This window comes from Viridibacillus sp. FSL H8-0110 (assembly GCF_038003565.1).
In the GTDB taxonomy this organism is placed as follows: Bacteria; Bacillota; Bacilli; order Bacillales_A; family Planococcaceae; genus Viridibacillus; species Viridibacillus arenosi.
Genome location: NZ_JBBOPJ010000001.1, coordinates 1,159,839 through 1,173,487, shown reverse-complemented (window position 1 = coordinate 1,173,487; position 13,649 = coordinate 1,159,839). Strand labels below are relative to the sequence as shown.

The window sequence follows — 13,649 nt, the reverse complement described above, 5'->3', positions numbered from 1 at the left end:
ACTTGCTCGGTCATAGGTGATCATAAATAAATTCAGATTACTAAATATCTTACCCACTACAAACAAATATGTCAACTATTTTGAAAAACTATAGATTTTTCATGTCATTTCCTTTTACAATAGATAAAAAGGAGGATTAGCATGAAAACAAAATTAGTTAAAATGTTTAGTATTTTTTTGCTTTGCACCACGCTTATATGCTCATATTTTTACCAACCTATACATACGGAGGCATCTTCTTCAATATCATATAAAGTAACGGCTAGTCAACTTACTTTACGTGAAGGTCCTAGTACAAGTACAAAAAAAATTACGTTAATTCCAAAGAGCACAAAATTAACAAAAATCTCATCTAAAGGCTCTTGGATTAAAGTAAAATACAGCGGGAAGACAGGTTGGGTTTCTTCACAATACTTATCTAAAGTAACTACAAACGTTAATACTGCTGCTACTTCGAAAACAGTAACGACAAATGTTAGTAATCTTAATATTCGCTCCGGTGCTGCAGTTAGCTATAAAAGTCTTGGGAAATTAGCAAAAGGCACAAAAGGCACAGTTTTAGATGAAAAAAGTGGTTGGGTGAAGATTAAAACAACCAAATATACAGGCTGGGTTTCTAAAAGTTATGTAACGTTTAAATCAACTACTTCTTCCAATACAGCTAGTAATGTTGGGAAATATTACTACATTACAATTGCTAGTTTAAATGTACGAGAAAAAGCCTCTTCATCAACTAGCACTGCTATTATTGGCACAGTAAAAAAAGGTAATGAATTTAAAATTTTAAAGGAATCTGGTACATGGGTACAAATTCAATATACGACTACTAAAAAAGGTTGGGTTTCTGCCAAGTCAGTATATGGGAAAATTAGTTCAAAAAAACATACTTCACAAACATCAAACCCAAACAAACCAGATGAAGAAGATGAAGATACAGAAGTTGAACCGACACCGGACCCTTCAGAGCCCGAAAATCCAACACCTGAGGAACCAACTGATACGCCTGAAGATAATGTCGTTTATACTAAACCTTCAAAAACAGAATATATCGTTATACAATCTGGTTACTTGAATATCCGTTCAAAACCAAATACAAAAGGAAATATATTGTCTGAAGCCTCTGCTGGAGATTACTATACGGTGCTGCAATATGCAACTTATCCATCAAATGAATGGGTTGAAGTAATGTATGCTACTGGAAAAACAGGTTGGGTTTCAAATAATACGTCTAATAGTTATATAACATTAACAAATCCAGCTACTAATCCTCCTGCTGAATCAAATAAAACGATTGTATTAGATGCTGGGCACGGCGGTTCAGACCCTGGTTCAGGTGGCGGAGGCTACAATGAAGCCGCACTCACATACGCTTTTACTTTAAAGACAAAGAGCCATCTTGAGAGTATGGGCTATACCGTATATACAACACGTGGTCAATATTCCGCTTGCTCTTCATCTACTAATAAAACAGTAGATTTACAATGTCGAGTAAATGTTGCGAAAACGAAAAAAGCAGATATTTTTGTTAGTATCCATATGAACTCTGCAACTTCTACTGCAAAAGGAACTGAAACATATTACGCTGCTTCAGGTAATCCATATCCAACAAGAAGCAGACAATTAGCAAGTGCTGTTCATAACGCTTATCAACCTACAATGGGTAGTACCAATAGGGGCGTTAAAACGAATGTCTTTTATGTAAATAGAATGGCGACTGTTCCTTCTATTCTTTTAGAAGTCGGCTTTATTTCAAATGTTGAGGATCGTAGTAAACTTATCAATGCTACTCACCAAAATAATGTCAGCAGGAGCATTGCACAAGGTATCCACAATTACTTCCAAATGCAATAACTATTAACCATTAACAGCCTTATTAGTTTTTTGCAAGAAAACTAGAGTAAGGCTGTTTTTTGAATCAAAATCTAACTAATCCATTCAATTGAAAAAAACCTCGGATGCTTCCATACAAAATTGTATGAGAGAATCCGAGGTTTTATTACTTTCACAATAGTAAAATATGTGATGTGTATTCTTTCATCCCCATATTCTAAGTGAATAATTTCTTATATTATGACCATTATTATTTTGATTCAATGATTATCGTAACTGGTCCATCGTTTGTTAATTGGACATCCATCATAGCACCAAAAACCCCTGTTTCAACATGTAAACCTAAGTTACGAAGTGTTTCATTGAAATACTCCCACAAAGGCTCTGCTTCCTCAGGTCGTGCAGCTTCAATAAAGCTAGGACGATTTCCTTTGCGTATATCGGCATACAAAGTAAATTGCGATACAGATAAAATAGCTCCACCGTGATCTAAAATTGAATGATTCATTTTGCCATCAGTATCTTCCCATAGACGCATTTTCGCAATTTTATTTGCGATATAGTCAGCATCGGCTTTTGTATCACCATGTGTAAGTCCAACCAACAATACATATCCTTGCTCAATGGCACCTGTAACTTGTCCATCTACAGTGACAGTTGCTTTTTTACTACGTTGCAGTATTACCTTCAAAATGAAAACTCCTATCTTAGTTTGTCACACGTTGTACAGAATAAATATCAGGAATTTGTTTAATACGATCTACAACTTTATATAAATGAGCAATATCACGAATACGAATTGTTAAGTTAATAGTTGCTAGTTTATCTCTATCAGCTCTACCACTCACAGCGCTTATATTCGTTTTAGCTTCATTCACAACTTGCATCACTTCATTCAATAAGCCTGGACGATCATAGCCTGATACTTCGATATCAACAGAATACTCTTTCTTCTCATCAGCAAAAGCAGAGTCCCATTCAACATCGATTAAGCGCTCTTGTTCTTCGTTCGATTGCACATTTGGACAATCTGCACGGTGAACAGAAACACCTCGACCTTTTGTGATAAAACCAACAATATCATCACCTGGCACTGGGCTACAGCAACGTGAAAGACGAATTAGTAGATTCTCTAACCCTTTTACAACGACGCCTGACTCCGTAGATTTTCTCTTTTCAGGTGAATTCATTTCTCTATTAATTTTAACTAACGCTTCTTCATGATCGCGCTGTTTACGAATTTTTTCCGCAAGACGATTTACAACTTGTTGTGCCGTCATACCATTAAAGCCTACTGCTGCAACTAAATCGTCTTCGCTGGCAAAATTCATCTTCTCACAAACGCGTTTAAAGTTTTCAGGAGTTAAGACTTCCTTAGGATCAAAATTTTGCTCTTTAATTTCCTTTTCAATTAATTCGCGACCTTTTACAACATTATCTTCACGCAATTGCTTTTTAAAGAACTGTTTGATTTTATGCTTAGCTTGTGAAGATTGTGCAATTTTCAGCCAATCACGGCTTGGACCAAATGATTGCTTTGATGTCATGATTTCAATAATATCGCCAGTTTTTAAAGGTGTATCAAGCGGCACCATTTTTCCATTTACTTTTGATCCGATAGTTTTATTACCTATTTCAGAGTGTACGCGATACGCAAAGTCAATCGGTACAGATCCTGCAGGTAATTCCATGACGTCACCTTTTGGAGAAAAAACATAGACCATATCAGAAAATAAATCAAATTTTAATGATTCCATAAATTCTTCTGCATCAGAAGATTCGTTTTGGAACTCTAAAATTTCTCGGAACCATGTAAGTTTGCTATCGATATTCGAATTACTCATATCGATATTCTTACCTTCTTTATAAGCCCAGTGTGCAGCAACCCCGTATTCTGCAATATTATGCATGTCCATCGTACGAATTTGCACCTCTAATGGGTCACCGTAAGGTCCAATTACTGTCGTATGCAACGATTGATATAAGTTTTGTTTTGGCATTGCGATATAGTCTTTAAACCGACCAGGCATCGGCTTCCAAAGAGTATGCACTATACCTAAAACAGCATAACAGTCTTTTATACTATCGACGATCACACGGACAGCAAGCAAATCATAAATTTCACTAAATTGCTTATTTTGCATAACCATTTTACGGTAAATGCTATATATATGTTTTGGTCGTCCTGATAGATCAGCCTTAATTTCAATATCATCTAGCTGTGTATGGATTTCCCCCATAACAGATGATAAATAAGCTTCACGTTCTACACGCTTTTTCTTCATCAAGTTAACGATACGGTAATATTGCTGTGGGTTTAAATAACGAAGTGCAGTATCTTCTAACTCCCATTTAATAGCTGATATCCCTAAGCGATGAGCTAATGGAGCGAAAATTTCAAGCGTTTCTTTTGCAATACGTCGCTGCTTTTCAACAGGTAAATGCTTTAATGTACGCATATTATGTAAGCGATCCGCTAATTTAATTAAAATTACACGGATATCTTGCGCCATTGCGACAAACATTTTGCGATGATTTTCAGCTTGCTGTTCTGCTTTCGATTTATATTTAATCTTACCTAGCTTTGTAACACCATCCACAAGCATAGCAACATCTTCACTGAACGCTTCTACAAGATCTTCACGTGTTACGGGCGTATCTTCTACAACGTCATGTAGAAAGCCTGCTGATACTGTTTCTGGATCCATTTGAAGTTCAGCTAAAATACCTGCCACTTGAATGGGATGTAAAATATAAGGCTCCCCCGAGCTTCGAAACTGTTCTTTATGCGCTTCTCTCGCAACCTCATATGCTTTTTGTACAAAAGCAACATGTTCGGTATTCATATAAGAAGAAAGAGTTGCAAAAACGTCTTCTACTGTCATCACTTGATCCTTCGCCATGTTAGCCACCCTATTCCATAATTTTTCCGATTAGATTTAACTTTTATTGTATAAAAAAAACAGCCTTGTTGTAAAGGCTATTTGCGTCAAAAGCGGTTGGCAATCATAATAACTCCATTTATATGATAAAAAACCTCTTTGTTAAAAACAAAGAGGTCAATTTATTAGTATTGCATTAATGTAAATATATCATGCCCTTTAATCTTATCACGGCCGTTAAGCTCTTCTAATTCGATTAAAAATGCACAACCTACTACTTCTCCGCCTAATTCTTCAATAAGTTGGATAGCTGCTTCTACAGTTCCACCAGTTGCAAGTAAATCATCCACGATCAATACTTTTTGACCAGGTTTAACAGCATCTTTGTGCATTGTTAATGTGTCTTTACCATATTCCAAACCGTAATCAGCACTAATTACTTCACGAGGTAATTTACCTGGTTTGCGAACAGGTGCAAAACCGATTTCTAAAGCATAAGCAACAGGGCATCCAGTAATGAACCCACGTGCTTCGGGACCAACGATTAATTCAGCGCCTACTTTTTTTGCATACTCCACGATTTGATCTGTTGCATATTTATATGCTTTTCCATTATCCATAATTGTCGTAATATCTTTGAAAGAAATGCCCTCTTTCGGCCAGTTTTCAACGATAGTTACATATTGTTTTAAATCCATTACTGTTCCTCCTCAGAAACTGTTTGAGCGGATAATCTCGCATCAAACCACTGTCTTAAATCTTTATATGGTGCATACAACAAAGTCTGTTCCAAATCCATTTGTTGTGCGCGTGTTTTATAAACATTTGCACTTGATAATTGTTTTTTAGGAGCACCTTCTACAATTTTTGCAAGTCCGTTTTCTATTGTAACAAATCCAAGTTCAAAAAACACCTGGGTCATGAAAATTAACATATCACGACTCCATCCTTTATGCTTTGCTAAATCATTCAAATGCTGTCTCAGATGGAATTCACGTCGTTTATTTAAAAACGTATAGTACCAACCAAATTGTTCACGCGTTGGCATACCATCAAAATAATGCGAATCTGGAATATAAAAATGAGCATATATTCGAGTCGGTTTCACTTTCGTTAAAAGGTCCTCTAACATTTGAACATCTTGCGGCATATCTAATAAGACGACATACGGGCTAACCTGTTCTAGTGAAAGTTTTTCATTGTATGGCATTATTTTTTTCGGAATTAAAGATTCATAGTACTGCATTGTATCAGGCTTAAACGCTATAAATGTAGATTCCTCTACAGGTATCGTTTGCAACCATCTAGCAACTTGTCGTATTCCTCTTAAGTCGAATAGCTGCCATTCATCCGTACGTACATCTGAAATCATAAACTGTGGCTTCTTTCTTCCATTCCATTCATTAATTTGTAAATCACCTGCAAAAGAAACATTTATACCATATGTTAGCTCATCAGCAAGGTATCCTTTATGGAATCCAACTGCATCGATGGTAGTATCGGGTTGGCCAATTTCCATCTTCAAATGATCTTCATTGGCACCTATTTTTCGCATCGATTGAATGTGTTCATTTTCAATACCATAAATGGGTTTTGGAAAACTCATTCCAAACGGGGCTAATTCTCTTACTTCTGCAATTGAATCGGTATCTATCTCATCTATTTTCAGAGGAATATCTACTTGAAGAATTGGAATTAGGTCTTCTTCTGTCAAGCACTCTCTAGCTTGTATATCTAATCGTTCTCGCAATTCATCTACATCTTCCATTGCTAATGTCATACCGGCTGCCATTGGATGCCCACCGAATGCTGGTAAGATGTCACGGTTTTTTGCAAGCTCTTGATACATATTAAAGCCTTCTATACTACGTGCTGAGCCTTTTGCTATCCCTTTTTCAATATCAATGCACAATATTATTGTCGGCTTATAATATTTTTCTACAAGTCTTGAAGCTACAATTCCAACTACTCCTGGATTCCAGCCTTCTTCGGCTATAACAAGTACTTGTGAATTACGGATTTCATCTATATTTTCAACCATAGCAACTGCTTGCTCAGTAATATCTGAAACAATTCCTTGGCGCTCTTTGTTTTTATCATTTAAAAGGCTCGCCATTGTCGCTGCACTTGCCTCGTCTTCTTCAAGTAAGAAATCCACACCAGGATTGGCATCACCAAGGCGTCCTAATGCATTTAATCTTGGTCCAAACCCAAAACCAATAGTCTCTTCTGTAATGTCATTTTGCTTTGTTCCCGCTACTGTACATAATGCCTTTATCGAAGGTCTTGGTGATTTCTGCAAGGCTTGAATACCTTGCTTTACTAAATAACGGTTTTCATCTAATAAAGGCACTAAATCAGCTATTGTTCCAATGGCTACAAATTCCAGCAGATGTTTTGGAAATTCACCGTACAAAGCATGTGCCACTTTAAATGCTACACCAACACCTGCAAGCTCGCCAAAAGGATACTCCCCTTCTGGATGTCTCGGGTGAATGATGACATCGGCTGAGGGCAATTCCTCTCCAATTTCATGGTGATCTGTCACAATGACATCCATACCAAGCTCTTTTGCCACTTGTACTTCATGATTACCTGAAATACCATTATCAACTGTGATAATTAACTTAAAACCTTGCTCATGAGCTTCGCGGAATAATCGTTCACTAGGTCCATACCCATCAGTAAATCGATTAGGAATTTTGTGCTCTACTTTTGCACCTAAGTCTCTCAAAACGGTCATCATAACAGCTGTACTCGTTATGCCATCAGCGTCGTAATCGCCGTAAACAAGTATTTTCTCATCGTTATTGATTGCTTTATGAATTCGATCGACCGCTAGTTGCATCCCATGCATTAGGAATGGATCGTTTAAAGATTGATGGTCAATATTTAAAAAAGCACGTGCAGATTCGACTGTATCAAAACCACGTGCCACTAATATTTTGGCTGAAATTGCAGGTATACCTAGTTCATTTTGAAATGTTTTTACAAGCATTTCATCTGGTCTTTCGATTCGCCATCTTTTTGTTGTCATTACCATTTACGTCACTTCCTCACGCGTTTCATTATACCTAATTTAACTTACGAAAAAAACCTTTAGACAAAGAAGCTGTTAGGTTAGTCGATGAAATAATTAAGCCTACATGTCCAAACATATTAAATCATTTACTTTCGATATTGATAAAACAAGCTTTAACTATAGCTATAAATCCAAAAAAACTACTCTACACTTTTAAAGTGCAGAGTAGTTTAAGTGAGCTGAACATTTTCGTATTCAATTATACGACTGGTTCGTCAGTGCCCCATTGTTTTTTCTTTTTACCAACGTCTAAGTTACCTTGCTTTTTCATTTGGCGTTTTTTCAACGAGAACCAAACTTGAGCTGCGATAAAGATTGACGAATACATACCTGTAATTAACCCGATTAGTAATGCAATCGAGAAGTTTTGGATTGAAGGTGCACCTAAGAACAATAATGCAACTACTACAATAATTACTGTTAATACTGTATTTACAGATCGTCCTAAAGTTTGACGAAGCGATTTATTAACAATGTTGGCAAGGTCTTCAGAATCTTTAATTTTACCAACACGATGTAAGTTTTCACGAATACGGTCAAACGTTACAATTGTATCGTTTATTGAATAACCAACAATCGTTAATACAGCCGCAATAAATGTAATATCTACTTCGAGACGGAAGAAACTAAATAACGCGACCATAAAGAATACGTCATGCAGTAATGATACAATCGCACCTACACCCATACGCCATTCGAAACGGAAGGCAACATATATGATGATTCCAAGAGCTGCAATTGATAATGCTTTGATTGCACTTTTTACTAACTCTTGTCCAACTGTTGGAGATACTGTGCTAATACTTGGTTCGTGACCAAATTCTTTTTTAAATTCAGCTTTAACTGTTTTAATTTCTTCTTTTGAGAAGTCTTCTTTATATCGAATAACACCAATGTCTTTGTTTTCACCAGAAATTACAATATCCTCTGATTCAAATCCAGCTTTTTTGATGAAATCAGAAACTTCTTCTTTCGTTAACTGTTGCTCAGCTTTAACTTCCACACGAGTACCACTTGAGAAATCAATTCCTAAGTTCAGCTTGAAGATTCCTAAAATGGTAAACCCTACAATAATAAAGATTAACGAAGCTGCGTAATATTTTTTACGATTATGAACAAAATCTAATTTATCAAAGCGTGTTGTTAAATCTAATGTATCTACGCCTTCTTCAATTTTGTGTACTTTCTTTTTACTTACGCCAAACCAACCTGTTTTCCCATCGAAGTATCCGCTGTTTACTAGTAAGCCTAGTAAAATACGAGTTCCCCAAACAGCTGTGATAAAGCTGACTAAAATACTAATCATTAATGTTGTTGCGAAACCTTTAACAGAGCTTGTCCCGAAGATAAATAATACAGCTGCCGCAAGAAGCGTTGTAATATTGGCATCGAAAATAGCTGAGAATGAAGATTTCGAACCTGAGTTAAACGCTGCCTTAATGGACTTACCAACTCGTAATTCCTCACGAATACGCTCGTACATTAAGATATTGGCATCTACGGCCATACCTACCCCCAGTACAATTGCTGCGATACCTGGTAGCGTAAGAACTGCATTAATCCAGTCAAAGATAACAAGTACTAAAAATGTGAAAACAACTAATGTTAAATTCGCTACCAATCCTGGTAGACGATAATATACAAGCATAAAGATAAAGATTAACCCAATACCAACTAGACTTGCAAAAACCGTACTTTTCAGCGCTTGGTCACCGAATTGTGCTCCTACTGAAGTTGAATATTTCTCAACTAATTTAACAGGTAATGCACCAGCATTTAAAATACCAGATAAATCTTTTGTTTCCTGAACAGTAAATGCGCCTGAAATTTGAACGTCTGATGAATTGATGACTTGCGATACTCCTGGGGCAGAAACAAATTTAGGTTTTGCCTTTTTAACTTCTTCTGCGTAGGAGTCTTTACCTTCTTCAAAGTCTAACCAAATGACTAATAAGTTATTTGGTTCTCCCATAGCTGCAATTTTCCCTGTTACTTCAGCAAATTTTGCTGGATCTTTTAATTTCAAAGTAACAATAGGACGATTCTTATCGTCAAAGGAACCAGATGCACCGCCTTGTTTCAAATCATTTCCGTCTAACAAGATGTTATCGTTAACATCACGGAATGTTAAATTAGCCTCAGTTGAAAGTAATTCACGAGCAGATTCTTGATCGTCCACACCTGCTAACTGAACACGAATGCGGTCCTTACCTTCAATTTGAATGCTCGGTTCACTAACACCCAGTGCGTTTACACGTCGTGATAGTGCTTGTGCTGTATCCTTTACATCATTTTCTGTAATTTCCGGACCACCACTTAACGGCTCAACTTGATAAAGAACTTCAAAACCACCTTGTAAATCAAGGCCTAGTTTAATATTGTTCAAGACTCCTTGAACAGTCGTACTCATCGTTGCACCTAAAACAACTACTAGTAGTAAAAAAGCAACGATACGGCTTCTTAATTTCATTCAAACTTCCTCCTCAAACAAATACAGCGGTATGACTTATAAAACATTTTACTTAATAATCTATATTATGACACGAATTTATTCATAAAGCTTGTAAAAACTTCGAGACTAAATGCTCATACCTTATGAAAACTGATATAAAAAGTATCGTAAAATGCTTTTTAGTAAAAAAATTTGTTTCATTCGTACAACATCAAATTTTAAAACTTAACAGGTCTATTATGAAACAGGTAGACTCCACTGTCAAATTGACCCTTTTATTATTTATTTAAAACTTTTCTTACTTTTATTTAAGGTTCTTCACTACCATTCCCATGTAATAGCAGTTGTAATTCGTCTTGATTTAATTCTGAGAACCAATTAGATGTCTTTGATTCTTCGATTTGAGTATAGGTCATATATTGTGCAGTACTTAAAGAAAATAAATCCTCAACCATTTCATAAGGACGCAATGTCTGAATATTGCGCTTGCGCCATTTCTTTTTTACACATACATCCCATATATCCTCCACTGTTACCGTTTTAAAACCTTGCATGATAAATTCATTTCTTTTACTAATTAAAGCTGGTAAAAACTTTTGAAATAAAGCCTCGTACTCGATTGCCATCATTTCACTTCCTTTATGGTAGTTTTATCCGCTTCTGTTCTTGCATAGGATAATTGTATACGAATTTTCTTGAATTGAGAAGGAAGGGATAGTATTGACTTCTTTTTTTCATGGCACTTTTTTATTAATGGGTGCTGTGTTCTTATCTAAGCTCTTGGGTTTCTTGTATCGAATGCAATTTATGAGGGTTGCGGGCGAAGAGGCAGTCGGCACATATATGGCTGCATATCCGGCTTTTATTTTCTTCCTATCCCTAGTCCAACTCGGCATTCCAATTGCTGTAGCGAAAATCATCGCTGAACTGCACGCGAAAAAAAAGAAAGAACAATTAAGTGCTGTAATGAGAACAGCTACTTTATTGACCTTTCTTGCAGGTATTATCTTATTTCCTTTGATAATGCTTTTCATTCCGTATTTGTCCAACAATTTACTTCATGACGGACAGACCATGCTTATTTTATATGTTGGCTTGGCAACGGTTCCAGTTGCCGCAGCATCCGCACTGCTCAAATCTTTCTTTCAAGGACTAGCACGCATTGCTGAAACGGCTTGGTCTCAAACAATGGAACAGGTTATCCGTATTATTCTTATTACTTTTTTATTACCTTATGGTGTAAATGTAGAAGAGCCAGCACTAACTGCAGGGTTTGCTATGGTCATTACAGCAATTGCTGAAGCCGTCGCTTTCCTCTATCTGTATTGGCATTATCGAAAAGTAAAGCGTTCTGATGTTCTACAGCCATCAAAAGAGTATTATCCACCAAATCCAATATTAAAAGTAGCTCTTCCTTCAACTGGTAGTAAAATTTTTGGTACATTTACATGGTTTTTAGAGCCCATTATCTTTTTAAAGGCGCTAACCTTAGCCGGAATGACAACCGTCGTTGCAACAAAATTATATGGGGTCATTTCTGGTGTACTTGTTCCATTATTATTATTCCCAGCTTTTGTACCATTTGCTCTATCAGTTGTGCTCATTCCTGCTGTAAGTGATGCTGTTGCTCGTGGCAATCACCGGTTATTAAAAGATCGTGTCCAAATTTCACTTCGATTATCGACGCTTGTAGGCTGTTTTGCGGCTACATATTTTTTCATTCACGGTGATGAACTTGCGATGAAACTTTTTCACCTACAAGAAAATCGTGGCTATGTGAAATTATTATCTCCTGTCTTTTTCTTTTATTATATTCAAAGTCCACTAAATTCAATTTTACAAGCAGTAGATGAGGCGAATGCAGCTATGATGAATGCTGTGTATGGCGGTATTGGTAAATTGTTTATTATGTTCGTCCTTGCTTCTCAATCAGGTTTACAGGAAAAAGGTGCGGTCATTGCGATTGGTTTCGGCGTTCTCGTCACATCCTTTTTACATATCGCAACTATTCGTCAGAAGAAATATTTGCATACCGGCTTCCGATTATTTGTCGTCCCATATGGCATATTCATTTTCGTAGTAGTATTTCGTACCATTCTAATGCCTACTGCAGGTCTTTCTGTTATCTGGAATAGTGCTATAACCTTAGGTATACTTTCTGTACTTTTAATGCTTTTCAATCAAATTAGATGGCGTGACTTTATGTATTTAACAAGAACAATTAGGAAACGGCTATGATGCCGCTTCCTTTTTTTGTATGTGCAATTCATTCTCCTCAAAACAGCAATAAAATATTTCCGTAATGTCAGTAATACCTTGCTCTAATAGTTTTTCCCTTAACCATTCTTCCGTTCTTTGTGTTAACTGGAGATTGCGATTTTGTACTTCCCCATCAACAATATATGGTAGAACAGGGGTGTCCTCATTTTTTACGAAAACAGAAAGATTACCAGATGGCTCTAAAAATGCGTAAGCAACTTGCTGAACAGATCCTACCTGCTGTTCTCTTAACTGTTGGAATAAATCATTTAGATTATATCGCAACCTCCTCATTTCCTTTTCCATAATAACGCCATCTCGAATAATCGTAACCGGGCCACCATCAATTAAATCACGAATCTTTTTATTTTTTAAAGTTATAAATGACAAAACAACTTGGATAACGAGCAGCATAATCATCGGCAGAACAGATTCAAATAACTTACGTTGCGGATCATCAATAGCAAATGCTGCAACTTCAGCGATGAGTACGAATATGACGAGATCAATCATGCTTAGCTCGCCAACCTCTCGTTTCCCCATGAGGCGAAAAATAATCAAAATAACAAAATATAAAAAGACGGTACGAAATCCGATAATCAATAAATCGTTCATACACGACTCCTTTTTTAATATAGAATGTGTAAGATTGAACGATTTATACAAAAAACATTAGTATCTAAAATGTTACTTTTTAAACTATCGTCTAGTTAATTTAAAAAAATTAATTGTTCTATACTATCTTTAAAATCTCTTATTACAAATTTCAGTTACATACTTATTTAAATATTGTGTATAAAAAAAGACTACTCCACAACATAAGTGTGGAATAGTCCTTTTGAACGCATTTATTAGTTAGTTGCATTTTCAACGATGCGACCTACAGCCGCGCGCTCGAAACGAAGTTTTGTGCCATCAGCAACTTTGATGACAACTGTTGTATCGTCAACTGCGTCAACTTCACCGTGCAATCCACCGATTGTCACGATTTGATTGCCACGTGATAAACTATTTTGCATTTGAGATGTTTTCTTACGTTGTTTTTGTGCTGGACGGATTAATAGTAAATACATCACACCAAACATAAGAATAATCGGGCCAATACCTGTTAAAAATTCCATTGAATAAAATCCCCCTTTCTATT

General features: G+C 36.2%; 10 protein-coding genes and 1 other annotated feature (1 of these 11 only partly in view). Of the genes, 2 read left to right on the top strand and 8 right to left on the bottom strand.

The window, feature by feature from the left end; translation table 11 throughout:
• Nucleotides 1-23: a binding site (T-box leader), on the bottom strand; it reaches 213 nt to the left of the window's first position.
• A 118-nt stretch (nt 24-141) separates the two neighbouring features.
• A complete protein-coding gene (locus tag MHH98_RS05765; protein ID WP_076034355.1) occupies nt 142-1,851 on the top strand; it encodes an SH3 domain-containing protein in 1,710 nt (569 codons plus the stop codon).
• 229 nt (nt 1,852-2,080) lie between these two features.
• Here MHH98_RS05765 and dtd read toward each other — a convergent pair whose 3' ends face one another.
• From dtd to MHH98_RS05735, 6 genes are all read right to left on the bottom strand, one after another.
• Nucleotides 2,081-2,521 (bottom strand): D-aminoacyl-tRNA deacylase, encoded by a 441-nt coding sequence (dtd, locus tag MHH98_RS05760; protein WP_038187338.1) that lies wholly within the window; start codon nt 2,519-2,521, stop codon nt 2,081-2,083.
• 16 nt (nt 2,522-2,537) lie between these two features.
• Complete coding sequence (locus MHH98_RS05755; protein WP_340712283.1) at nt 2,538-4,733, bottom strand: RelA/SpoT family protein; 2,196 nt, start codon at nt 4,731-4,733, stop codon at nt 2,538-2,540.
• A gap of 164 nt (nt 4,734-4,897) precedes the next feature.
• A complete protein-coding gene (locus MHH98_RS05750; RefSeq protein ID WP_038187343.1) occupies nt 4,898-5,410 on the bottom strand; it encodes an adenine phosphoribosyltransferase in 513 nt (170 codons plus the stop codon).
• Nucleotides 5,410-7,755, bottom strand: coding sequence for a single-stranded-DNA-specific exonuclease RecJ (recJ, locus tag MHH98_RS05745; RefSeq protein ID WP_076064914.1), 2,346 nt, complete (start codon nt 7,753-7,755; stop codon nt 5,410-5,412). The genes MHH98_RS05750 and recJ overlap by 1 nt, the downstream gene beginning before the upstream one ends.
• 238 nt (nt 7,756-7,993) lie before the next feature.
• Nucleotides 7,994-10,264: a protein translocase subunit SecDF gene (secDF, locus tag MHH98_RS05740; protein ID WP_038187351.1), complete on the bottom strand. Its 2,271-nt coding sequence runs from the start codon at nt 10,262-10,264 to the stop codon at nt 7,994-7,996.
• 290 nt (nt 10,265-10,554) lie between these two features.
• Nucleotides 10,555-10,872 (bottom strand): post-transcriptional regulator, encoded by a 318-nt coding sequence (locus tag MHH98_RS05735; RefSeq protein ID WP_038187354.1) that lies wholly within the window; start codon nt 10,870-10,872, stop codon nt 10,555-10,557.
• 94 nt (nt 10,873-10,966) lie between these two features.
• Between MHH98_RS05735 and MHH98_RS05730 the strand changes: the two genes are divergently transcribed.
• Nucleotides 10,967-12,484, top strand: coding sequence for a putative polysaccharide biosynthesis protein (locus MHH98_RS05730; RefSeq protein WP_038187356.1), 1,518 nt, complete (start codon nt 10,967-10,969; stop codon nt 12,482-12,484).
• On the opposite strand, the gene MHH98_RS05725 is transcribed toward MHH98_RS05730, so the two are convergent.
• Together MHH98_RS05725 and yajC are read right to left on the bottom strand one after the other, a co-directional pair.
• Nucleotides 12,479-13,120, bottom strand: coding sequence for a DUF421 domain-containing protein (locus MHH98_RS05725; protein ID WP_038187359.1), 642 nt, complete (start codon nt 13,118-13,120; stop codon nt 12,479-12,481). The two genes, MHH98_RS05730 and MHH98_RS05725, sit on opposite strands and share 6 nt — an antisense overlap.
• Before the next feature lie 236 nt (nt 13,121-13,356).
• Nucleotides 13,357-13,626 carry a preprotein translocase subunit YajC gene (gene yajC, locus MHH98_RS05720; protein ID WP_340712282.1) on the bottom strand — a complete coding sequence of 90 codons (270 nt, stop codon included), beginning with the start codon at nt 13,624-13,626 and terminating at the stop codon, nt 13,357-13,359.
• Between the last annotated feature and the right edge of the window lie 23 nt (nt 13,627-13,649).